Annotated in this window: 21 protein-coding genes; 14 read left to right on the top strand and 7 right to left on the bottom strand. The window is 67.7% G+C overall.

Translation table 11 applies throughout. The features are described 5' to 3' along the window. Positions 1-2: 2 nt before the first annotated feature. The 6 genes from ASE31_RS02805 to ASE31_RS02780 all read left to right on the top strand — a co-directional run bounded on the left by ASE31_RS02805 (position 3) and on the right by ASE31_RS02780 (position 6,840). Positions 3-1,016 (top strand): LacI family DNA-binding transcriptional regulator, encoded by a 1,014-nt coding sequence (locus ASE31_RS02805; protein ID WP_057199999.1) that lies wholly within the window; start codon positions 3-5, stop codon positions 1,014-1,016. Then, positions 1,013-1,966, top strand: coding sequence for a ribokinase (gene rbsK / locus ASE31_RS02800; RefSeq protein ID WP_057199998.1), 954 nt, complete (start codon positions 1,013-1,015; stop codon positions 1,964-1,966). The genes ASE31_RS02805 and rbsK overlap by 4 nt, the downstream gene beginning before the upstream one ends. Next, positions 1,963-2,352, top strand: a complete 390-nt coding sequence (gene rbsD, locus ASE31_RS02795; protein ID WP_057199997.1) for a D-ribose pyranase — start codon at positions 1,963-1,965, stop codon at positions 2,350-2,352. Before rbsK ends, rbsD begins: the two co-directional genes overlap by 4 nt. A gap of 121 nt (positions 2,353-2,473) precedes the next feature. Further along, on the top strand, positions 2,474-3,409 hold the full coding sequence (locus ASE31_RS02790; RefSeq protein WP_057199996.1) for an MBL fold metallo-hydrolase: 936 nt from the start codon (positions 2,474-2,476) through the stop codon (positions 3,407-3,409). A 327-nt stretch (positions 3,410-3,736) separates the two neighbouring features. Continuing rightward, the gene (locus ASE31_RS02785; protein ID WP_057199995.1) at positions 3,737-6,076 is read left to right on the top strand and encodes a catecholate siderophore receptor Fiu; all 2,340 of its coding nucleotides are present in this window, start codon (positions 3,737-3,739) and stop codon (positions 6,074-6,076) included. Between the two features lie 86 nt (positions 6,077-6,162). After that, positions 6,163-6,840: a Fe2+-dependent dioxygenase gene (locus tag ASE31_RS02780; protein WP_057199994.1), complete on the top strand. Its 678-nt coding sequence runs from the start codon at positions 6,163-6,165 to the stop codon at positions 6,838-6,840. A gap of 30 nt (positions 6,841-6,870) precedes the next feature. Here the strand turns inward: ASE31_RS02780 and ASE31_RS02775 are convergent, their stop codons facing one another. Beyond that, positions 6,871-8,853: a lytic transglycosylase domain-containing protein gene (locus tag ASE31_RS02775; RefSeq protein WP_057199993.1), complete on the bottom strand. Its 1,983-nt coding sequence runs from the start codon at positions 8,851-8,853 to the stop codon at positions 6,871-6,873. Between the two features lie 14 nt (positions 8,854-8,867). On the opposite strand from ASE31_RS02775, the gene ASE31_RS02770 reads away from it, so the two are divergent. Next, complete coding sequence (locus ASE31_RS02770) at positions 8,868-9,440, top strand: 5-formyltetrahydrofolate cyclo-ligase (RefSeq protein ID WP_057199992.1); 573 nt, start codon at positions 8,868-8,870, stop codon at positions 9,438-9,440. Between the two features lie 34 nt (positions 9,441-9,474). Here the strand turns inward: ASE31_RS02770 and ASE31_RS02765 are convergent, their stop codons facing one another. Both ASE31_RS02765 and ASE31_RS02760 read right to left on the bottom strand, forming a co-directional pair. After that, positions 9,475-10,659 (bottom strand): hypothetical protein, encoded by a 1,185-nt coding sequence (locus tag ASE31_RS02765; RefSeq protein ID WP_057266405.1) that lies wholly within the window; start codon positions 10,657-10,659, stop codon positions 9,475-9,477. Positions 10,660-10,772: 113 nt separating this feature from the next. Further along, positions 10,773-12,497 carry a diguanylate cyclase gene (locus tag ASE31_RS02760; protein ID WP_235514235.1) on the bottom strand — a complete coding sequence of 575 codons (1,725 nt, stop codon included), beginning with the start codon at positions 12,495-12,497 and terminating at the stop codon, positions 10,773-10,775. A gap of 270 nt (positions 12,498-12,767) precedes the next feature. On the opposite strand from ASE31_RS02760, the gene ASE31_RS02755 reads away from it, so the two are divergent. After that, complete coding sequence (locus ASE31_RS02755) at positions 12,768-13,454, top strand: glutathione S-transferase family protein (protein WP_057199989.1); 687 nt, start codon at positions 12,768-12,770, stop codon at positions 13,452-13,454. 10 nt (positions 13,455-13,464) lie between these two features. Continuing rightward, complete coding sequence (locus ASE31_RS02750) at positions 13,465-13,773, top strand: NIPSNAP family protein (RefSeq protein ID WP_057199988.1); 309 nt, start codon at positions 13,465-13,467, stop codon at positions 13,771-13,773. On the opposite strand, the gene ASE31_RS02745 is transcribed toward ASE31_RS02750, so the two are convergent. Further along, positions 13,770-14,225, bottom strand: coding sequence for a hypothetical protein (locus ASE31_RS02745; protein ID WP_057199987.1), 456 nt, complete (start codon positions 14,223-14,225; stop codon positions 13,770-13,772). The two genes, ASE31_RS02750 and ASE31_RS02745, sit on opposite strands and share 4 nt — an antisense overlap. 85 nt (positions 14,226-14,310) lie before the next feature. Here ASE31_RS02745 and ASE31_RS02740 point away from each other — a divergent pair, with 85 nt between their 5' ends. Beyond that, positions 14,311-15,552 (top strand): multifunctional CCA addition/repair protein, encoded by a 1,242-nt coding sequence (locus ASE31_RS02740; RefSeq protein ID WP_057199986.1) that lies wholly within the window; start codon positions 14,311-14,313, stop codon positions 15,550-15,552. A gap of 9 nt (positions 15,553-15,561) precedes the next feature. Here ASE31_RS02740 and ASE31_RS02735 read toward each other — a convergent pair whose 3' ends face one another. After that, entirely contained in the window at positions 15,562-16,203 is a 642-nt protein-coding gene (locus tag ASE31_RS02735; RefSeq protein WP_057199985.1) for a DUF1109 domain-containing protein, read from the bottom strand. Then, complete coding sequence (locus tag ASE31_RS02730) at positions 16,200-16,745, bottom strand: sigma-70 family RNA polymerase sigma factor (RefSeq protein ID WP_082604000.1); 546 nt, start codon at positions 16,743-16,745, stop codon at positions 16,200-16,202. Before ASE31_RS02730 ends, ASE31_RS02735 begins: the two co-directional genes overlap by 4 nt. 205 nt (positions 16,746-16,950) lie before the next feature. Between ASE31_RS02730 and ASE31_RS02725 the strand changes: the two genes are divergently transcribed. The 4 genes from ASE31_RS02725 to ASE31_RS02710 are packed head-to-tail and all read left to right on the top strand — an operon-like array spanning position 16,951 to position 19,357. Then, entirely contained in the window at positions 16,951-17,238 is a 288-nt protein-coding gene (locus ASE31_RS02725; protein ID WP_057199983.1) for a DUF2282 domain-containing protein, read from the top strand. 27 nt (positions 17,239-17,265) lie between these two features. After that, positions 17,266-18,105 (top strand): DUF692 domain-containing protein, encoded by an 840-nt coding sequence (locus ASE31_RS02720; RefSeq protein WP_057199982.1) that lies wholly within the window; start codon positions 17,266-17,268, stop codon positions 18,103-18,105. Continuing rightward, positions 18,096-18,878: a DNA-binding domain-containing protein gene (locus ASE31_RS02715; RefSeq protein WP_057199981.1), complete on the top strand. Its 783-nt coding sequence runs from the start codon at positions 18,096-18,098 to the stop codon at positions 18,876-18,878. Before ASE31_RS02720 ends, ASE31_RS02715 begins: the two co-directional genes overlap by 10 nt. Beyond that, positions 18,875-19,357, top strand: coding sequence for a DoxX family protein (locus ASE31_RS02710; RefSeq protein WP_057199980.1), 483 nt, complete (start codon positions 18,875-18,877; stop codon positions 19,355-19,357). The genes ASE31_RS02715 and ASE31_RS02710 overlap by 4 nt, the downstream gene beginning before the upstream one ends. Positions 19,358-19,381: 24 nt before the next feature. Here ASE31_RS02710 and trxC read toward each other — a convergent pair whose 3' ends face one another. Then, a complete protein-coding gene (trxC, locus tag ASE31_RS02705; RefSeq protein ID WP_057199979.1) occupies positions 19,382-19,819 on the bottom strand; it encodes a thioredoxin TrxC in 438 nt (145 codons plus the stop codon). Between the last annotated feature and the right edge of the window lie 157 nt (positions 19,820-19,976).

Here is a 19,976-nt window from a genome sequence, read left to right as displayed (position 1 = left end):
CCATGGCTACTATCAAGGACGTTGCGCGGCATGCCGACGTATCGGTCACCACGGTGTCCCACGTGGTCAACGGCACGCGCCATGTGAGCCCCGAGGGGCGCGAGCGCGTCGAAAAAGCCATCCGCGCCCTGGGCTACGTGCCCAGCGCCATCGCCCGCAGCCTCAAGAGCAACAACACGCGCACGCTGGGCATGCTGATCCCCAACAGCTCCAACCCCTACTTCGCCGAGATCGTGCACGCGGTGGAAGACCGCTGCTTCGGAGCGGGCTACAACCTCATCCTGTGCAACACCAACGACGAGGCGCACCGCCAGGGCAGCTACCTGCAGGTGCTGGCCGAACGCCGCATCGACGGGCTGATCGTCGTCTCCACCGGGCACGACGCCACGCTGCCCACGCAGCTGGCGGGCCTGTCCATCCCCACGGTGCTGGTGGACCGCGAGATCGAGCTGGCCGAGCAGCAGCCCTGCGACCTGGTAGAAACTGCCCACATGCAGGGCGGCCTGCTGGCCACGCGCCACCTGCTGTCGCTGGGCCACCGGCGCATCGCCTGCATCGGCGGGCCCGAGGGCATCGCGCCCAGCGAGCAACGCATCGCCGGCTGGCGCGCCGCGCTGGCCGATGCCGGCTGCGGCACGAGCGAAGGCCTGCTGTGGCACGGCAACTTCACCAGCCAGGGCGGCTATGAGGCCATGCATGCCGTGCTGCGCGCACAGCAGCCGCCCACCGCCGTGTTCGTCTGCAACGACCTGATGGCCATGGGCGCGCTGTGCGCAGCGCACGAGCGTGACCTGCGCGTGCCCGAAGCGCTGTCTATCGTGGGCTTCGACGACATCGAGCTCACCGCCTTCACCAGCCCGCCGCTGACCACCGTGGCCCAACCCAAGCAGCGCATCGGTGCGCTGGCGGTGGACATGCTGCTCGAACGCATCGACGGCAAGCGCCAGGATGCGCGCAAGGTCATGCTGCAACCCGAGCTGCGCGTGCGTGCTTCCACGGCACAGGTCCAGCCATGACGGCCGCGGCAAAGCACGGCACACCCAACATCGCGGTGGTGGGCAGCCTCAACATGGACCTGGTGCTGCAGGTGGCACATGCGCCAGGCCCGGGCGAAACGGTGCTGGCCCAGGCACTGCACCTGGTGCCTGGCGGCAAGGGCGGCAACCAGGCCGTGGCCTGCGCACGCCAGGGCGCCCGCGTGCACCTGTTCGGCCGCGTGGGCGGCGATGCCTATGGGCATACGCTGCGCACCAGCCTGGCACAGGACGGCATCGACCACAGCGGCGTGCAGACCGACCCCACAGAGACCACAGGTGTGGCGGCCATCACCGTGGAAGCCACCGGGCAGAACCGCATCGTCGTGGTACCCGGCGCCAATGGCCGCTTCGAACTCGACACACAGGCCCTCGGGGCTGTGCTGGCCCAGGCCCACAGCCTGGTTGTGCAGTTCGAAACCCCCCTGTCCCAGGTACTGGCCGCCGCGCAGCAGGCGTTTGCAGTCGGCTGCCGCGTGTTGCTCAACCCCTCGCCCATCCAGCGCCTGCCCGAGGGCCTGTGGCCGCTGGTGCACACGCTGGTGGTCAATGAGGTGGAGGCTGCGGCTTTGGCAGGCACTGCCGTGGAAACCGTGGCCGACGCCGCCGTGGCCGCACAGACGCTGCGCGGCCTGGGGCCGGCGCAGGTGGTGGTCACGCTGGGCGCAGCCGGCGCCGTGGCAGCCGACACCCTGGGCAGCACGCACCACCCGGGTATGGCCGTGAAGGCCGTGGACACCACCGCCGCAGGCGACACCTTCCTTGGCGCACTGGCCGTGGCCCTGGCGCGCGGCGAGCCGCTGAACGCCGCCGTGCGGGATGGCATTCGCGCGGCCGCGCTGTGCGTGACGCAGGCGGGGGCCCAGCCCTCCATCCCCACCCGGGCCGCCGTGGCGGCAAGCCCGCAACCACCCGACTGGATCCCGCTGTGAAACGCACCACCTTGCTGCACGCCGAACTCTCCCACGCCATTGCCTGCCTGGGCCATGGCGACATGCTGGTGATCGGCGACGTGGGCCTGCCGATCCCGCCCGGCCCCCGGCGCATTGATCTGGCGCTGACGCCGGGCATCCCGGCGGTGGCCGACGTGTTGCAGGCAGTATTGGCAGAAATGCAGGTCGAGCGTGCCCTGATCGCCAGCGAGGCCGTGGAGCGCGCCGCAGGGGCATTGCCCGGCTGGTGCACCCTGCCCGTGGCACCCGAGGCAGTGCCGCACGAGGAATTCAAGCGCCTGTGCCGCGAGGCCCGCGTGATGGTGCGCACCGGGGAATGCACGCCCTATGCGAACGTGATTCTGTGTGCCGGTGTGACGTTCTGATGCAATCTGCGCGGTAACGCACGGGTTTTGGATAACCCGGCAGACGCTTGCGCTGGGTTAGGCTGGCAGATCGCAGCAGCGGGTCACCCGCTGCGCCACGTCATCTGCCAGTCCCCTCCTGATGCCCACGCCCGCCTCTGCCGCGCCCTTTCTGCCCCCTGAAATCGCCGTGCTGGAACGCGGCTGGCTATCGGCCAACAACATCCTGTTCATCGGCCATTACGACACCGCCGTGGTGGACACCGGCTACTGCAGCCATGCCGAGCAGACCGTGGCCCTGGTGCAGGCGGCCCTGGGCGGCAGGCCGCTGGACCGGGTGCTCAACACCCACCTGCACAGCGACCACTGCGGCGGCAACGCTGCACTGCAAAAGACCTGGCCGCGGGTGCTCACTTCCATCCCCCCCGGGCAGGCCCGCCACGTGCGCCAGTGGGACGCCTACGCGCTGAGCTACACCCCCACCGGCCAGCAGTGCCCTCCATTCCGTGCCGACTGCCTGCTGGACCCCGGGTCCTGCGTGCTGCTGGGCGACCGTACCTGGCAGGTGCATGCCGCGCCGGGGCACGACACGCATTCCATCGTGCTCTTCGAGCCGCGCGATGCGATCCTGATCTCGGCCGACGCGCTGTGGGAGAACGGTTTCGGCGTGGTCTTCCCCGAACTCGAAGGCGAGGATGCATTCGCCCAGGTGGGCGCCACGCTCGACCTGATCGAGCGCCTGGCGCCGCGCACGGTGATCCCGGGCCATGGCCCGGTGTTTGCCGACGCACCGCGCGCCATCGAGGGCGCACGCCGCCGCCTGGACGGTTTCGTGCGCAACCCGCACAAGCATGCGCTTTACGCCGCCAAGGTACTGCTCAAGTACAAGCTGCTCGAGTGGCAGCAGATCAGCCTGGCCGACCTCACGGCCTGGACGCTCGCCACACCCTACTTCGGCATGCTGCATGCGCGCCATTTTGGCGACCAGGGCCAGGACGACTGGCTGCAGGGCCTGATGGACGACCTGGTGCGCTCGGGCGCAGCCGTGCGCCGGGGCGAGTTGCTGCACAACGCCTGAAATAGACGCCTGGGTCACGTCGCACCCCGTTGCCTTTGCCAGAGGGGCGGCTTCTCAAGCCCTTCTGTGCCCCTGCGCGTCACGCTGTTGCTGCATCGCCACATTTCTCGACCATCTTCAGGTGCCGTGAGGACTGGATGCTGCCATATGTAACCACAATTAAATGATAATTGTTATCATTTGATATTCCTGCAAGCCATCGGTACGTTCGGCTGCGCGGGTTCTCAGCCAGCCACCATCGACCGACATTGCCACGCCGCATTCTCCGCGTGCCTGTTGTCCCTGCAGCCAGCCAAGTTCCGGTTTCTCACTCCTACGGATACTTTCATGGCGCACAACACCACTTACATCAAGAGCCGCAAACACCCCGTCGGCATGGCGGCTACGGCGGCCCTCGTGGCCCTGGGCATGCCCGCCCAGGCACAGACCGCCGCCACCGGCGGCACGCTGCAGGAGGTCAAGGTCGAATCGGCCGCCGACAACTACAAGGCCAATGCCGTCTCCTCGCCCAAGTTCACCCAGCCGCTGCTGGACACGCCCCAGACCATCTCGGTGGTCAAGGAGCAGGTGCTGCGCGAGCAGGCCGCCTCGACCCTGACCGAAGCCCTGCGCAACACCCCCGGCGCCGGTACCTTCTATCTCGGAGAGAACGGCAACACCAGCACCGGCGACGCGATCTACATGCGCGGCTTCGACAGCTCCAGCAGCATCTTTGTCGATGGCGTGCGCGATCTGGGATCGGTCTCGCGCGACGTGTTCAACATCCAGCAGGTCGAAGTGGTCAAGGGCCCGGCCGGTACCGACACGGGCCGCACCTCCCCTACCGGCGCCATCAACCTGGTGAGCAAGCAGCCCACGCTGGAAAACAGCTTTGCGGCATCGCTGGGCGCGGGCAGCGCCTCGTACAAGCGCGGCACGGTGGACTGGAACAAGGCCCTGGAGGCCTACCCGGGGGCCGCCTTCCGCCTGAACGTGATGAGCGAGGACTCCGGCGTCGCCGGGCGCGACCTGGTCAAGAACAAGCGCTGGGGCATCGCGCCCTCGCTTGCCTTGGGCCTGAACTCGCCCACGCGCGTGTTCCTGAACTACCTGCACGTGAACCAGGACAACGTGCCCGACGGCGGCGTGCCCACCATCGGCCTGCCCGGCTACACCTCACCGGACGCCCTGGCCCTGGCCAACCGCCGCACCTTCCTGAACACCGCAGGGCGCGTGGATTCGAGCAACTTCTACGGCACCACCTCGGACTATGCGAAGGTGGAGATGGACATGGTCACGGCGCGCATCGAGCATGACTTCGCCTCGGGCATGAAGCTGCGCAACACCACGCGCTTTGGCCGCACGCACAACGACTACCGACTGACGGCCTTCATGGGCGGCGGCTTCCCCGCCACCGGTGCGCTCACCGCCGCGTCGGCCCTGCTGGCCACGCCCAACCCGAACGATCCCTCCACCTGGACGGTGACGCGCAACCTGCCGACCAACGTCAACCAGACCAACAAGATCGCCATCAACCAGACCAGCCTGACCACCACGGTCAACACCGGTTCGGTGCAGCACGATCTCGCAGCAGGCCTGGAGCTGTCGCGTGAAGAGCAGAGCAACCTGGGCTACTACGGCCAGGGCTTTGCCAGTGTAGGCACCACGTACGCGCCCGCAGGCTCCATGCCCGCGGCCAACCTGTACAACCCCAATCCGAACGTAACCGGCTTCAACCGCATCGCCAACGGCGCGTGGTCCAAGGGCGTGACCAACACCGTGGCGGCCTACCTGTTCGACACGGCCAAGCTGTCGCCAGAGTGGCAGATCACGGGCGGCCTGCGCGTGGACCGGTTCAAGACCGACTTCGATGCCGTGACGCAAGGTGCGCTGCCGGCCGGCGTGCTCACCCCGTCGGCGGTCAGCCTGTCCGACACCCTCATCGGAGCCAAGGTCGGCGTGGTCTACAAGCCCGCCAGCAACGGCAGCGTGTACGCCCTGTACGCCACGTCGGCACAGCCCCCGGGCGGCGCCAACAACCAGCTGAGCGTGGCCGTCAACAATGCAGCCAACCCCAAGTTCGACCCGCAGAAGGCCAAGACCATCGAGGTCGGCACCAAGTGGGAGGTGCTGGGCAACCGCCTGGCCCTGGCCGGCGCGCTGTACCGCACCGATGTCACCAACGACATCGAAACGGACCCCACCAACGCTGCCAACTTCGTGCAGACTGGCAAGAAGCGCGTGCAGGGCATCGAGCTGACCGCCATCGGCGCGATCACCAACGACTGGTCGCTGAGCGCGGGCTACACCACCATGGACACCAAGGTGCTCAGCGGTGTGCCCAAGACGGCCGATGGCAGCACGGCACTGGCCTACACGCCCAAGAACGCCTTCACGCTGTGGTCCACCTACCGCCTGCCCTTCGGCCTGACGGTGGGCGGCGGCGCGCGCTATGCCGGCAAGCTGCTGCGCGGCACCGACGGCGCCGTGGGCACACCCGCCTACACCGAGGCCTACTGGGTGTTCGATGCCATGGCCTCCTACCGCATCAACAAGAACCTGGACATCCAGCTCAATGTGTACAACCTGGCCGACAAGGACTACGTGGCGGCCATCAACAAGAGTGGCTACCGCTACACGCCGGGCATCCCCCGCTCGGCGCGCCTGACGGCCAACTTCACGTTCTGACCCAGCGCAAGGTGACAGGCTGAGTTCTGTCTACCATCAAGGCCCCGGCAACCCCGGGGCCTTCCCATTTTTGGAGACCTATCGCGATGATGCTGCACATCCCCAACGTCCTCACGCCCGAGCAGGTGCGCGCCATGCGCGCGGCCATCGATGCCGCCGACTGGGTGGACGGCCGGGCCACCGTGGGCGCGCAAGGGGCGCAGGTCAAGAACAACCGGCAGTTGTCCGAAAACTCCCCCGTTGCGCTGGAGCAGGGGCGCACCGTGCTGCAGGCGCTGGCCGCGCATCCGATGTACTTCAGCGCGGCGCTGCCGCTGCGCACCGTGCCGCCGCTGTTCAACCGCTACGCGGGCGGAGAGACCTATGGCCTGCACGTCGATGGCGCCGTGCGCCCCCTGCCCCACGGGGCGGCGCTGCGCACCGATCTGTCGTGCACGCTGTTCCTGTGCGAACCCGCGGACTACGAGGGCGGCGAGCTGGTGGTGGTGGACACCTATGGCACGCACGAGGTCAAGCTGCCTGCGGGCGACATGGTCCTCTACCCGTCCACCAGCCTGCACCGCGTGGAGCCGGTCACGCGCGGCGAGCGCGTGTGTTCGTTCTTCTGGGTGCAGAGCCTGGTGCGCGACGATGCACGCCGCGCCATGCTGTTCGAGATGGACCAGACCATCCAGAAGCTGCGTGCGCGCCTGGGCGAGACCGAAGAGACCGTGTCCCTCACCGGGCAATACCACAACCTCCTGCGCATGTGGTCGGAGGTATGAAGTGAAACAGCCCCTTCGGGGCTGTTTCGGTCAGGGCAGGTCCTTGTTCACCTCGGGGGCCGCCGCATCGCGCGGGCCGATGGTGCCCAGCCGGCTCTTGAGCGACTGCGGCTGGCCGGTGAGCATGGCGGCGTAGTTGGTGGTGTTGGCCAGCACCTTCTTCACGTAGTCACGGGTTTCGCCGAAGGGCACGTTTTCGGCCCAGATGGCGGCATCGAGCACGGGGCCGTTGCGCCAGCTGCGCGGGCGGCCGGGGCCGGCGTTGTAGGCCGCAGCGGCCATGGGCATGGAGCCCGCGAAATCGTCGAGGGCCAGCTTGAGGTAGGCCGTGCCGATGGCGATGTTGGTATCGCGGTCGTTGATCTGCTCGGCCGTGAAGTTGTTCATGCCGATCTTCTTGGCCGTCCAGCGCGCAGTGGCGGGCATCACCTGCATCAGGCCCGAAGCGCCCACGTGCGAGCGCGCGTCCATGATGAAGCGGCTCTCCTGGCGGATCAGGCCGTACACATAGGCCGGGTCCAGGCCGATGCCATTGGCGCGCTCCACCACGGCGTTGCGAAACGGCGTGGGAAAGCGCTGGCTGGTCTCGATCAGGCTGCGCGTGCGCTCGCTGGTGTTGATGCAGCGGTCCCAGACCTCGCGGGCGCAGGCGAAATCGGCGGCGGCCAGCAGCTCGCGGTCCGGCATGCCGCCGGGGATGTGCAGGTTGGTGGCGTAGTTCCACTCGCGCACGCCCTCGGTGCGCAGCCCCATGAAGATGGCATACAGCCCCCGGTTGAGCCCGGGGTTGGCGCGCGCAGCCGCCTTTTCCTCGGCCGTGAGCGGCGCAGGTGCTGGCGGCATGGTGATGCGCTGGCCCAGTTCTTCGGTGGCCAGTTGCTCGTAGAAGCCGCGCGTGCTGGCAATGCCTTCGAGCAGCTGGCGGGCTTCGGCGCGCTCGGCCTCGCTGGGCTTGCCGGCCAGCAGGGAGCGGGCCTTCCAGTACACCCAGGTGCTGTCCTGGCGGCCTTCCTCGCTCATGGCGTCGATGGCCTTGCGCACCACCTTCCACTGGCCGGCACGCAGGGCCGCGCGCACCTTCCAGCCGAGCAGGTCGTCGTTGAGATCGGCGTCCCGGGTGATCTTGGCGAAGTGGCCATTGGCGTCGGACGACAGCTTCTGGGCCAACTGCTTGCCGATCACGCCCCAGACCCAGTTGCGCTCCTCGGGCGAGAGGTGCACGCTCCATTTGCTGTCGAGCTGGGCGGCAGCGTTGTCCGGATCGCCCGAGGCGAGCTTGACGAGGGCTAGCGTCACCAGCTCCTGGCGCACCTGGCCCCGGGCCGTGGCGCGGCCCGTGAGGTACTTGGTGGGCGCGTCCATCAGCTCCTTGACCTGGGCCACGGCATCGGGTGCGACGATCTCCACGGCATTGCGCACCACGCGCGGCCGGTTGGCATCCACCGCGAAGCGGGCCTTGCGCCAGACGTCGAGCGCGCTGAGCTTCTTGTTGGCGTACAGCTGGCTGGCAGCGTGGGTGCAGCCGTCGTCGTTATCGCGCAGGGCATACCAGTTGCGCTTGACGTCTTCGGCCGCAGCCGCCGGCGCGCTGCCCTTGATGTCGTCGATCAAGAGGGCGTAGCAGCGCACCTCGCGGTCGTCGGACATGCGGTAGCTGGGGTGCTGCTCGGCAAACTGGGCCCAGTCGCGCCGCTGTCCCAGCAGCAGCAGCCAGTCGTTGCGCATGCGGTCTTCCTGGTAGCTGCCGGCATAGCGCTGCATGAAGGACTGGATTTCCGAGGGCGAGGCCTCGGCCAGGCGCAGCCTGAGCTCCCAGTAGGCGGCCCAGGGTTCCAGCACGTGGCCGCGCGCGGCGGGCAACAATTGCTCTAATTTCTTGCGGTCGCCCCGCTTGAACGCCTGCTGCATCTCCAACAGGGTATCGTCGGCCTTGGTTTGCGCCTGGACCAGGGGCGCGGCGGTGGCCAGCACGGCGCTGACCAGCAGCGGTGTCAAAATCTGAAGCAATTGCATGGGGGAATTATCTGATGGACAAAGCAGCCCTGCGGCGCGCATTGATAGAAGAACGCCTGAACCTGCCAGATCGCCTACAACGGGCCGACCTGTTACAACAGGTGATGCGCATCTGGCTCGTGAACCGGCCCGACACGGTGATAGGCGCCTACTGGCCCATCAAGGGTGAGTTCGACCCGCTTCCTGCCCTACACCGCTGGAAGGAAGACGGAGAGCTGCTGGACGAGCCCCAGTTGCGCCGCATCGGCCTGCCGGTGGTCAACAAGCAGCACAAGACCCTGACCTTCCACGCCTGGTACCCCGGCTGCCCCATGGAGGAGGACGCCTACGGCATCCCCAAGCCCAAGGACACCGAGGTCATCGTGCCCACCCTGCTGTTCGTGCCCTGCATAGGCTATGCGCCCGGCGGCTATCGGCTGGGCTATGGCGGGGGCTTCTATGACCGCACCCTGGCCACGCTGCAGCCCAAGCCCTTCACCGTGGGGCTGGGCTTCACCAATGGCTACCTGGACGATTTCGAGCCGGAGTCGTACGACCTGCCGCTGGATGCGATCCTGAATGACAACGGGGTGGTCTGGCCGATTTGACCACCGCGGAAACACTGAGCCGTCGAAAAATGGCTCAGTAAAAGCCGCCGAACTGCATCAGCAGGGACGCATCGTCGCGTTCCTGCTTGCGGGCCAGCGCTGCCTGCTCGCGCAGCCAGCGCTTGAGTTCGGCCTCATCGCGCACCCGCTCCAGATCGTGCTGCATGACCAGCAGGGTGTCGGCCAGATCGTTCTGCAACAGCTTCAGCCGCAGCTGCAGCAAGGGTTCATTCATCCTGGCGGAAACCGCAACGCCCAGCTCATCGCCCAGGCGCTGCTCCGCGATGGCCAGCTCCTGCTCCAGCGACGCCACCTGCTCCTTCAGGAGCAAGGTCAGTTCGGCCAGCTTTTCGTCGGCCAGGCGGGAAATACTGTCCTCATCCATCCGATTGGCCTGCAACTGCAGGCGCAGCAAGGTGGTCAGGTCCCCACGTTCATACGCAGCATTGGCCTGGCCCATCAACACCGTCTTGCGCTCGCGTTCCGCCGCGTCCGGCTCCCGGTCGGGGTGCAAGGCACTGGCCAGTTGACGATAGATGCTGCGCATCGCGGCCTTGGCATCCTGCATCTGCTGGTCCACCTTGCGCTGCCGGGCCTGCTGCCCCGGCCGAGGGCGCGGCGGCTCCTGCTCGGACTGCATACGGCGCATCACGGCCTCCAGCAACTCCTGCGGAGAATCCGCGTGGTCAAAGGTTTCCCGGTCCAGGGGGCGCCCCAGAAAATCCTCCACTGCATCCAGAACGTCGTCCCTGGCCTCCTGCAGCTGCTGCGCCTGTTGTGCTTGCATCTCGGGCGGAAAGTATTCCGCAAACAGTGTGTCCCACTGTCCGGCGTCCATCTCCCCTCGCACTTGCGGCAACAGGCTCTGCACGATGGCACGCGCGGATTTTTGCTGCGGCACCGTCAAACCCTTGCGCTGAAGGCGCTCATGCAGGAACAGCAGCATGGCGGACTGCGTCAGCGCCATGCCATGTTCGAGCTTCGACATTTCCTCCAGATGGGGCCCCCGCAGCCGGCCAGCGACTTGTTCCAGATCTAGGATCTGCCGTCCCAGGTTGTCCACCCTTGCCAGCAACTTGTTGAACCGCTGCTGCGCCGGGCTGAGCGTTCCCTTGGCTGTCTTCTTGACCTTCAGGCTCGCCGGGCTGGTTTTCGCTGGCGCGCAAGCCGGGGCGATCGGGACTTCACCGAACAGATCGAATTCGGGAGCGGGGTTCATTCGCATTCCATTCAAAAAGACAAGGACAGCGCCTGCCCGAAAATGCCATGGGCAGGCGGTGCATTAGTTTAACGGCCCTGCAGCACACCGTGCCCCGGGGCAGGTGCCGCAGGTCATGGACTACCCGCAAGCTCCGACGCAAAAGCGTAGCAGTCTCCCCCGGCTGCACGGCGCTTGCAGGTGTACATGGCGCTGTCGGCGGCGCGCAACAGCTCAGCCAGGGTGCGGCCATCCGCCGGGTGGCAGGCAATGCCCAGGCTCATGCCGACCACGAGCGAGCGGCCCTCGAAGACCAGTGGCTCGGCGGCGCTGGCCGCCATGCGCCGGGCCATGGCGGCCAGCATGTCGCGCGACGGGCTGCCTGCGATCAGCACGGCGAATTCGTCGCCACCGAGCCGTGCCACCAGGTCACCCGTGCGCAGTTGGGTGCGCAGGCGGCGCACCATGGCCACCAGCACGGCATCGCCTGCGGCGTGGCCATAGGTGTCGTTGACGCCCTTGAAGCCGTCCAGGTCGAGCAGTAGCAGCGCGAACGGCTGGCCGCCGCGCACGGCGGCTTCGCCATGGCTGGTGAGACCCGCACGGTTGGCGGCGCCAGTGAGCGCATCGGTGCCCAGCGCCTCGACCAATTCCTGGGTGCGCACGGTCAGCGCCTCCTCGGATCGGCGCAGCAGGCGAACCCGGGAGGCCATGGCCGCAGCAAAGACGATGGATTCGGCCACCAGCACGGTCTGCGTCATGTCCATCTGCTGGGGCGTCCAGGCCACCCAGCCCCAACTGGCCACGACGATGGCGCAGATGCCCAGCAGCAAGATGGTCACCCCCGCGCTGTACAGCACCGCCGGCCAGTAGCGCCGCCGCATCGCCATCACGGCACCGACCGTGAGCACCACGGTGGAAGCCACTACCGAGCCCTGCACCATGCGGAACAGCCACAGCGGATGCGAGCCCAGAAGGCCGTAGACCGCAGCCAGCGCGAGCGCCGCCACCATCGCCAGCACCACCTTGTCCACCCGGGGCGCATAGTCCGCGAGGCGCAGCAGGCTGCGGCCGAACATCAGCTTGGAGATGGCCCACAGCGGTGGCGCCAGGCTGTAGAAGAAGCCCGCTGCGGCCGGCCAGTGGGCAAAGGGGTAGCGCAGCGTGTGCCCGTTGAAGCCCGCGAGCGCCAGCAGCGCACCGATGCACGACACCAGGTACCAGGCGTAGATACTCTCGCGAAACACCATCAGCATCACTGTGCTGAAGATCGCCAGGCCCATGAGCAGCCCGTAGCACACGCCGTCGAACATGCGCTTGTCCTGGGTGTCCTGCAGGTAGTCGGCCAGGTCCCAGACACGGGCCGCGTAGAAGCGCGCAAAAGTCGATTCGACACGGAAGTACACCGTGTAGATCTGGTCGTCAGGCAGGCTGAAGCGCCAGGCCATCTGCTCCGAGTCCGCGGGTCGCGTGGCCCAGGGGTGGCGCATGCCTGTGACCACAGGGGCAGCCAGCGCGCCGCCCTGGGCGTTGTAGGGGCCGTAAAAGCGCAGCTCGTGGGTGGAGACGGTCGGCACCAGCAGCAAAAACTCGCGCAGGGCATCCGCCGGGTCGGCCAGTTGCAGGCGCACCCGAAACCACAGCACGCGGTCCGACTCGGCGCCCTTCAGCGGGTTGTCGGGGTAGGCGAAACGGGCCTCGTTCTCCGGGGTGCGCACCTGCTCGATGTCCAGCACACGGCCTTTGTCCTCGAACATGCCCATGAATGGCACGATCAGCATGCCCCCGGCCTTCGACGAAACGAGGGCCGGCACATCGCGCTCTGCCGCAGCCTGGGCGGCCAGGGGCAGCGTAGCCACCAGAGTCAACAGGCACAGGGCCCTGAAGAAAAAGTACAAAAAAGACGACGACCGCATCACCCGCGCCGATCCGGATGGATCGAAAGAGAAAACTGCCCGCAAAGCGGCCAATTGTGCCGCACCCCCCGTTGCTATATGCACAAAAAAGAGGGGCAAGACCGGCTTTGATGCACGAATCGCATCAAAAGCCCCTGTATCAGTCATTGATGCGGGCGCCTGCGCAGGGTTAGCATGGAAGTCTTGCCCCTATTGCCACCATCTGAGGCCACCATGCCCAAGCTCTACATCGGTAACAAGAATTACTCCTCGTGGTCCATGCGCCCTTGGGTGCTGCTGCGCCAGGCTGGCATTGCGTTCGACGAGGTGTTCGTGCGCTTCGACAGCTTCGACGCCGGCTCTGAATTCAAGCGCGCACTGGGCTCCGTGAGCCCCACCGGCAAGGTGCCGGTGCTGGTGGACGGCGACCTGGTCGTCTGGGACACCCTGGCCATCGCCGAGTACGTGGCCGAAACCCATCCCGACAAGAAGCTCTGGCCTGCCGACGCCAAGGCCCGGGCCCGCGCGCGCAGCGTGTGCGCCGAGATGCACAGCGGCTTCACCGCGCTGCGCGGCAACTGCCCGATGAACGTCGAGGCCGACCTGACCGAGACCGGTGCCCTGATCTGGCGCGACAAGGCCGGTGTGCGTGCCGACGTGCAGCGCCTGGTGGACATGTGGAGCGCGCTGCTGCAGGAGCATGGCGGCCCGCTGCTTTTCGGCGAGTTCACCATTGCCGACGCTTACTTTGCCCCGGTGTGCATGCGCCTGCACAGCTACGCCATTCCACTGCCCCCGCAGATCGCCGCCTATGTGCAGCGCGTGCGCGCCCTGCCCGGCGTCAAGGCCTGGATCGACGACGCCCTGGCCGAGAAGGATTTCCTCGATTTCGAGGAACCCTACCGCCTGCGCCACGTTTGAGGAGAAGCGCATGGCCGTCACCATCTACCTGCGCTACGTGCTCGACACCCGCAAGCTCAAGGAATTCGAGCACTACGGCAAGCTGTGGATCCCGCTGGTCGAGAAGTTCGGCGGACAGCACCACGGCTACTTCATGCCCAGCGAGGGCGCGAACAACATCGCGCTGGCGTTGTTCACCTTCGACAGCCTGGCCTCCTACGAGGTCTATCGCCAGCGGTCCATGGAGGATGCCGAATGCCAGGCCGCCTTCCGCTATGCCGAGGAAACGGGCTGCATCATGAGCTACGAGCGCAGCTTTTTCCGGCCGGTGTTTTCCTAGCGGAACTGTTTGCGCAACAGGGCCCGGTGCCGCGCAATATGCGCCAACTGGGCCGCGGCGATGGTGCCTCCCAGGTTCTCGCCATCGCCATTGAGCACGTCGGTGGCATGGCGCATGGCGCGGGCCACCACCTCCTCCTCGCTCACGCCCTGCTGCGCGGCCAGGTCCAGCGCCACGCGCTTCATGGCGCGCTGGGACAGCATCCACATGGCGCCGAAGGAGTCCCAGGCGGCAGCGGCGTCCTTGAACTTCTCGCGGTCGGCCAGGATTTCGGTGAGCGGCTTGGCCAGGATTTCCTGCAACTCCTCCACCTGGGTCTGCAGGGCCTCGAACTGCGCCTCGCGCTGCAAGGCCTCTGCGGCCGCATTGGCTGCCGCGTCGGGCGGCGTGGGCACCGGCACGCTGCCGTCGGGATTGAGCTGGGCGATGGTGAGGGAGGAGGAGATGGACATGGTGCGGGCGCCGGGCGGGTGAGGGGCGCACTATACGGCGTGGCGCGCCGTCTTCACAATGCCGGGCCCCGCTAAACTCCGGCGCATGCAAATCTATATGGTGGGCGGCGCCGTGCGCGATGCCTTGCTCGGACGCTCCGTGAACGACCACGACTGGGTGGTGGTGGGCGCCACGCCCGAACAGATGCTGGCCGAAGGCTACCTGGCCGTGGGGCGGGATTTCCCGGTCTTCCTGCACCCCACGACGCGCGAGGAGTATGCGCTGGCGCGCACCGAGCGCAAGAGCGGGCGCGGCTACCGTGGCTTCGTGGTGGAAAGCTCGCCCGAGGTGACGCTGGAGGAAGACCTCTCGCGCCGCGACCTGACCATCAATGCCATCGCCCAGAACCCCGAAGATCCGGCGACTCTGATCGATCCGTATGGCGGACGCAAGGACCTGCAGGCGCGCCTGCTGCGCCATGTGACCGAGGCCTTTCGCGAAGACCCGGTGCGTATCCTGCGGCTGGCGCGTTTTGCGGCGCGCTTTACCGACTTCACAGTGGCGCCCGAGACCCTGGAGCTGATGCGCCAGATGGTGGCAGACGGCGAGGTGGACCACCTGGTGCCCGAGCGCGTGTGGCAGGAGCTCGCGCGCGGGCTGATGGAGGAAAAGCCCTCGCGCATGTTCGAGGTGCTGCGCGACTGCGGCGCCTTGCAGGTGCTGCTGCCCGAGGTCGCGCGCCTGTGGGGCGTGCCCCAGCGCGCCGAGCACCATCCCGAGGTGGACACCGGCATCCACCTGATGATGGTGCTGGACATGGCGGCGCGGCTCGATGCCCCTCTCACCGTGCGCTTTGCCTGCCTGGCGCACGACCTGGGCAAGGGCACGACGCCGGCCGACATGCTGCCGCGCCACATCGACCATGAGCGGCGCAGCGCCGAGCTGTTGCACGACGTGGCCGAGCGCCTGCGCGTGCCCGTGGACTGCCGCGAGATCGCCGACGTGGTGGCGCGCGAGCACGGCAACATCCACCGCAGCGGCGAGCTGGCCGCCGCCCCGCTGGTGCGCCTGCTGGAGCGCTGCGACGCGCTGCGCAAGCCGGGCCGGCTGCCCGACATTTTGCAGGCCTGCGAATGCGACGCGCGCGGCCGGCTGGGCATGGAAGAAAACCCCTATCCCCAGCGCCCGCGCCTGCTGGCGGTGCTGGCCGCAGCCCAATCGGTGGTCACGCGCGAGATTGCAGCGAAAGCCGCAGCGAAGGGCCTGGCCGGCCCGCAGGTCGGCGACCTGATCCACCAGGCCCGGGTACAAGCCGTGGCGCAGTGGCTGGCCGCCAACCACGCCTGAGGGCCTGCGCTACCAGCGCAGCAGGCGGGGGCCGAGCACGGCGCCCAGCGCCGTGGGCAGGGCCATGCCGGCCAGGTACCACACGGCGAGGAAGGGGCTGGCCATCTCGGGGCAGTGCAATGCATAGACCAGCGCCCCGAGCGCCCCGGACAGCAGGCCGGCCCCCGCACCGGCCCAGGCCAGGCGCGTGGGGGCCGCCCCTTTCAGGGCCCAGAAGCTGGCGATGAAGGCCGGCACCGACAGCAGTGCGATGTTGAACGGGCAACTGCGCCAGGTGCTGCCCAAGATCAGCGCCATGCGCTCGGCCGGCTCGGCCTGCGACAAGGTGCCCGCCGCCATGGCCCACAGCACCAACGGCGGTACGGCCAGCAACGCGGCCGCATGGCCCACCGCCATGCCCGGCCGCGCCATGCGCCGCAGCAGCGCCATGCCGGCGGCCGCCAGCGCGGCGGCAAACACCAGCTTGCCCCAGAACATGGGCAGGCCCATGGTCTGCACCAAATCGTGGCGCACGCCGAACACCGCAGCCATCAGCACGCCGGCCCCTGCGATGCCGGCCAGCGACGCCAGCGCAAAGCGCTGCTCTATGTCCCGTGCAGGCACAGGGCCGGCATCCGTGGCCAGCAACTGGATCAATTCTTCGGTTCTCATGCCATTCCCCTGATCTTGGCGGCCAGGGCCTTGAGTCCCCGGTGTACGCCGATTTTGACTGCCGACTCCGACAGCCCCGTGAGTTGTGCGGTCTCCACCACCGACAGGCCCTCCAGCTTCACGTGCAGGATGGGCAGGCGCTGGCGGTCGGGCAGCGTCTCCAGCAGTTTCCCCAGGTCGCGCCGGGCTTCGGCCGCCTCGCTGTCGCTGGTGGAGAAGAGTTCGCCCGCCTCCTCGTCCAGCGTGTCATTCAACGCACCCTTCACCCGGTGCGAGCGCAGCCAGTCGATGAGCTTGTAGCGCGCGATCGCATGCGCCCAGGCCGTTACCGGCATGTCGGGCCGGTAGGTATGGCGCTGGTTGTGCACGGCCAGCAAGGTCTCCTGCACCAGGTCTTCCACCTCGTCGGGCCGCCGCGACAGCCGCCTGCGCAGAAAAGCCCGCAGGTGCGCGCTCAGCTCTTTCAAAAATCGCTGGTAGGCGACCGCGTCGGCATCCAGGCCCAGCAGCAGCAACCCACGCAGCCTCTCTTCGATCTCCATGTTTTCTCCCTCACAGGTATTCGCAATGCCAGACCTACGGGTTACAGCGGGTGCAAAAAAACTTTTTTTGATTTCTGATGCAGTTGGTGTAACCCGGCCGCCAGACAGCGCGAATTACAACGCAGATCGGTAGCCACGGCGCATCCGCACCCGGCGATCCATCCGGTCTGTTCCACAAACCCTTCAGCTTTACGGAGATTCCGACATGACCTCACGCACCCTCAGCCTTGGCGCCCTGGCCCTTGCCGCACTCGCATCCGGCGCAGCCATTGCACAGACCAAGCCCGCAGAAGCGGCCAAGCCCGCCATGGAGAAGTGCTATGGCGTGTCCATGGCCGGCAAGAACGATTGCGCCGCCGGCGCCGGCACCACCTGTGCTGGCACCTCCAAGGTGGACTACCAGGCCAATGCCTGGAAGTTCGTGCCCGCCGGCACCTGCGCCTCGATCAAGACGCCCAAGGGCATGGGCACGCTGACGCCCATGAAGAGCTGATCTTCGTTCACCACCAGACCCGCCGCCATGGCAGCCGCACACCTCACCGCCGGCCTGGGGCTCAAGCCCCAGCACTACGCGCAGGCCGTGCAGTGCACGGACCCGGGGCTGTGGTGGGAAGTGCACCCCGAGAACTACCTGGCCGACGGCGGACCGCGCCTGGCCTGGCTCGAAGCCATCCGTGCGCAGCACCCGGTGGCGCTGCACGGCGTATCGCTGTCGCTGGCAGCCGATGCGCCGCCCGACGAAGCGCACCTGGCACGGCTGGCCGCGCTGGCAAGGCGCATCGAGCCGGCCATCGTCTCCGAGCACCTGGCCTGGTCCACGTGGCGCGGACACTACCTGCCCGACCTGCTGCCCTTTCCGCGCACCCATGCGGCGCTGGCGCGCATTGCCGCCAACATCGCCCGCACGCAGGACGTGCTGCAGCGCCCCATCGCCGTCGAGAACCCCACGCACTACCTGCACATCGATGGCCATGACTGGGCCGAGACCGACTTTCTGGCCGAGCTGGTGCGGCGCACCGGCTGCCAGTTGCTGCTGGACGTGAACAACGTCTACATCAGCGCCCACAACCTGGGCACCCTCGCCGAGGACTACCTCGGCGCCTTTCCCCTGCACGCCGTGGCCGAGATCCACCTGGCGGGCCACCATGCCGACCCCGAGTTGGGCGAGGCCCTGCTGATCGACAGCCACGATGCCCCGGTGGCCGATGCCGTATGGGCCCTGTACCAGCGCGTGATCGCCACCACCGGCCCGCTGCCCACCCTGATCGAACGCGACGACCAGTTGCCGGCGCTTGAGGTTCTGCTCGCCGAGCGCGGCCGCGCCCACGCGGCGCTCACCGAGGCCCTGCCATGCAGCTGAGCACCTTCCAGGATGGCCTGGCCGCCGCACTGATGCCCCAGGGCGCCCACCCAGCGGACACCGCACCCTGGCTGTCCGCCCTGCGGTCCCAGCCCGGCTTCGCCGTGTACCGCAATACCGTGCACAAGGCCTGCATCGATGCGCTGCAGGCCAACTACCCCACCGTCTGCGCGCTGGTGGGCGAAGAATGGTTCCGCGCGGCCGCAGGCCTGTTCGTTCAGGCCCGGCCGCCGACGGATGGCCGGCTCATGGCCTATGGCGAAGGCTTTGCACACTTTCTGCAAGGCTTCGAAGCGGCCGCCGGCCTGCCCTACCTGCCCGCCGTGGCACGGCTGGACCGCTGCTGGACCGAAAGCCACCTGGCGGCCGATGCCCCCCTGCTGGACGCCGCCTGGCTGGCCCGGCAGTCCCCCGAAGCCCTGTCCGGCCTGTGCCTGGCCCCACATCCCGCCGCGCGCTGGGCCTGGAGCGAGGAGCACCCGGCCAGCACCCTGTGGCAGCGCCAGCGCGAGGGCACGCCCCTGGATGCCGAGTTGCGGTGGCAGGGCGACGGCGCCCTGCTCACCCGCCCCGAGGGGGCCGTGCAGTGGATGCCGCTGGCACGCGCGGGCATCGCCTTCCTGGACGCCTGCGCTGCGGCACTGCCCCTGGAGCTGGCTGCAGCCCATGCCCAGCAGGCAGAACCCGGCGCCGACCTGGGCGCGCTGATGGCGCAGCTGCTGCAGGCCGGCGCGCTGTGCGCCCCACCCCACCTTGACGAGGACACCCCATGAACACCACCCCCTTCCCCCAGGTCACGCCCACCGTATCCGCCACCGGGCCGCGCCACTGGCTGGGCCGGCTGGCCGATGCGCTGGCCTGGCTCACGCCCCACAGCCTGCTGGCCCTGGTGAACCGGGTGGGCATCGCAGCGATCTTCTGGATGTCGGCACGCACCAAGGTGGAGGGCTGGTTCACCATTTCGGACAGCGCCTACCTGCTGTTCCGCGAGGAGTACAAGCTGCCCCTGCTGCCGCCCGAGCTGGCGGCGCAGATGGCCACGGTGGCCGAACATGTGTTCCCGGTGCTGCTGGTGCTGGGGCTGTGCACACGGCTGTCGGCCCTGGCGCTGCTGGGCATGACACTGGTGATCCAGGTCTTTGTCTATCCCGATGCCTGGCCTACCCACCTGTCGTGGGTGGGGCTGCTGCTGTACATCGCAGGGCGCGGCGCGGGCAACATCTCGCTGGACCGGGTGCTCGGCATCCGCTGATGTCGCACCCCCGGCAGGGCAGGGTCAGCTGACGCTGCGCACCCAACGCGCAATGTCGCTGGCGTTCATCGCGCCGGAAATGCGTGCCGCCTCGCGGCCCTCCTTGAACACGATCATGGTGGGAATGCTGCGGATGCCGAAGCGACCCGCAATCGCCTGGTGGGCCTCGGTGTCGAGCTTGGCCAGTTGCACCTGGGGCTCCAGGTCACGTGCTGCCTGGGCGAAGGCCGGCGCCATCTGCAGGCAAGGGCCGCACCAGGGGGCCCAGAAATCCACCACCACTGGCAGGTGGCTGCGGCCCACATGCCTGTCGAACGAAGCCGCATCCAGCGCCACGGGCGCCCCGGCAAAAAGGGGCTGGTGGCAGCTGCCGCAATCGGGGGCTTGCCCCAAGTCGGCGCGCTGGACGCGGTTGGTGGTGTGGCAGTGGGGGCAGACGATGTGGGGGGCTTCTTCGGTCACGCAAAATCTCCATGGGTACGCTCAGCGTGCGCTGGCAACGGGGCACTTGCTTGTAAGACAAACACCCTTTTCATCTTGTGACAATGGGGCCCGAAAGCGCTCTTTGCAAGCCCCTGGTAGCTGAACACCCCAATGCTGGCGCGGGTTTTCGGGCACT

Origin of the sequence: Acidovorax sp. Root217 (genome assembly GCF_001428645.1) — a bacterium.
Lineage (GTDB): Bacteria > Pseudomonadota > Gammaproteobacteria > Burkholderiales > Burkholderiaceae_C > Acidovorax.
This window is presented reverse-complemented; position numbering and strand designations above follow the sequence as displayed.

Excerpts from the sequence above, each read along its gene's own strand:
- ASE31_RS02725 (WP_057199983.1), top strand. The coding sequence starts at position 16,951 with ATGACCTCACGCACCCTCAGCCTTGGCGCCCTGGCCCTTGCCGCACTC.
- ASE31_RS02780 (WP_057199994.1), top strand. The coding sequence starts at position 6,163 with ATGATGCTGCACATCCCCAACGTCCTCACGCCCGAGCAGGTGCGCGCC.
- ASE31_RS02765 (WP_057266405.1), bottom strand. The coding sequence starts at position 10,659 with ATGAACCCCGCTCCCGAATTCGATCTGTTCGGTGAAGTCCCGATCGCC.
- ASE31_RS02775 (WP_057199993.1), bottom strand. The coding sequence starts at position 8,853 with ATGCAATTGCTTCAGATTTTGACACCGCTGCTGGTCAGCGCCGTGCTG.
- ASE31_RS02715 (WP_057199981.1), top strand. The coding sequence starts at position 18,096 with ATGCAGCTGAGCACCTTCCAGGATGGCCTGGCCGCCGCACTGATGCCC.
- ASE31_RS02735 (WP_057199985.1), bottom strand. The coding sequence starts at position 16,203 with ATGAGAACCGAAGAATTGATCCAGTTGCTGGCCACGGATGCCGGCCCT.
- ASE31_RS02790 (WP_057199996.1), top strand. The coding sequence starts at position 2,474 with ATGCCCACGCCCGCCTCTGCCGCGCCCTTTCTGCCCCCTGAAATCGCC.
- ASE31_RS02730 (WP_082604000.1), bottom strand. The coding sequence starts at position 16,745 with ATGGAGATCGAAGAGAGGCTGCGTGGGTTGCTGCTGCTGGGCCTGGAT.
- ASE31_RS02805 (WP_057199999.1), top strand. The coding sequence starts at position 3 with ATGGCTACTATCAAGGACGTTGCGCGGCATGCCGACGTATCGGTCACC.
- ASE31_RS02785 (WP_057199995.1), top strand. The coding sequence starts at position 3,737 with ATGGCGCACAACACCACTTACATCAAGAGCCGCAAACACCCCGTCGGC.
- ASE31_RS02710 (WP_057199980.1), top strand. The coding sequence starts at position 18,875 with ATGAACACCACCCCCTTCCCCCAGGTCACGCCCACCGTATCCGCCACC.
- ASE31_RS02745 (WP_057199987.1), bottom strand. The coding sequence starts at position 14,225 with ATGTCCATCTCCTCCTCCCTCACCATCGCCCAGCTCAATCCCGACGGC.
- ASE31_RS02770 (WP_057199992.1), top strand. The coding sequence starts at position 8,868 with ATGGACAAAGCAGCCCTGCGGCGCGCATTGATAGAAGAACGCCTGAAC.
- rbsK (WP_057199998.1), top strand. The coding sequence starts at position 1,013 with ATGACGGCCGCGGCAAAGCACGGCACACCCAACATCGCGGTGGTGGGC.
- ASE31_RS02740 (WP_057199986.1), top strand. The coding sequence starts at position 14,311 with ATGCAAATCTATATGGTGGGCGGCGCCGTGCGCGATGCCTTGCTCGGA.
- ASE31_RS02750 (WP_057199988.1), top strand. The coding sequence starts at position 13,465 with ATGGCCGTCACCATCTACCTGCGCTACGTGCTCGACACCCGCAAGCTC.
- ASE31_RS02755 (WP_057199989.1), top strand. The coding sequence starts at position 12,768 with ATGCCCAAGCTCTACATCGGTAACAAGAATTACTCCTCGTGGTCCATG.
- ASE31_RS02720 (WP_057199982.1), top strand. The coding sequence starts at position 17,266 with ATGGCAGCCGCACACCTCACCGCCGGCCTGGGGCTCAAGCCCCAGCAC.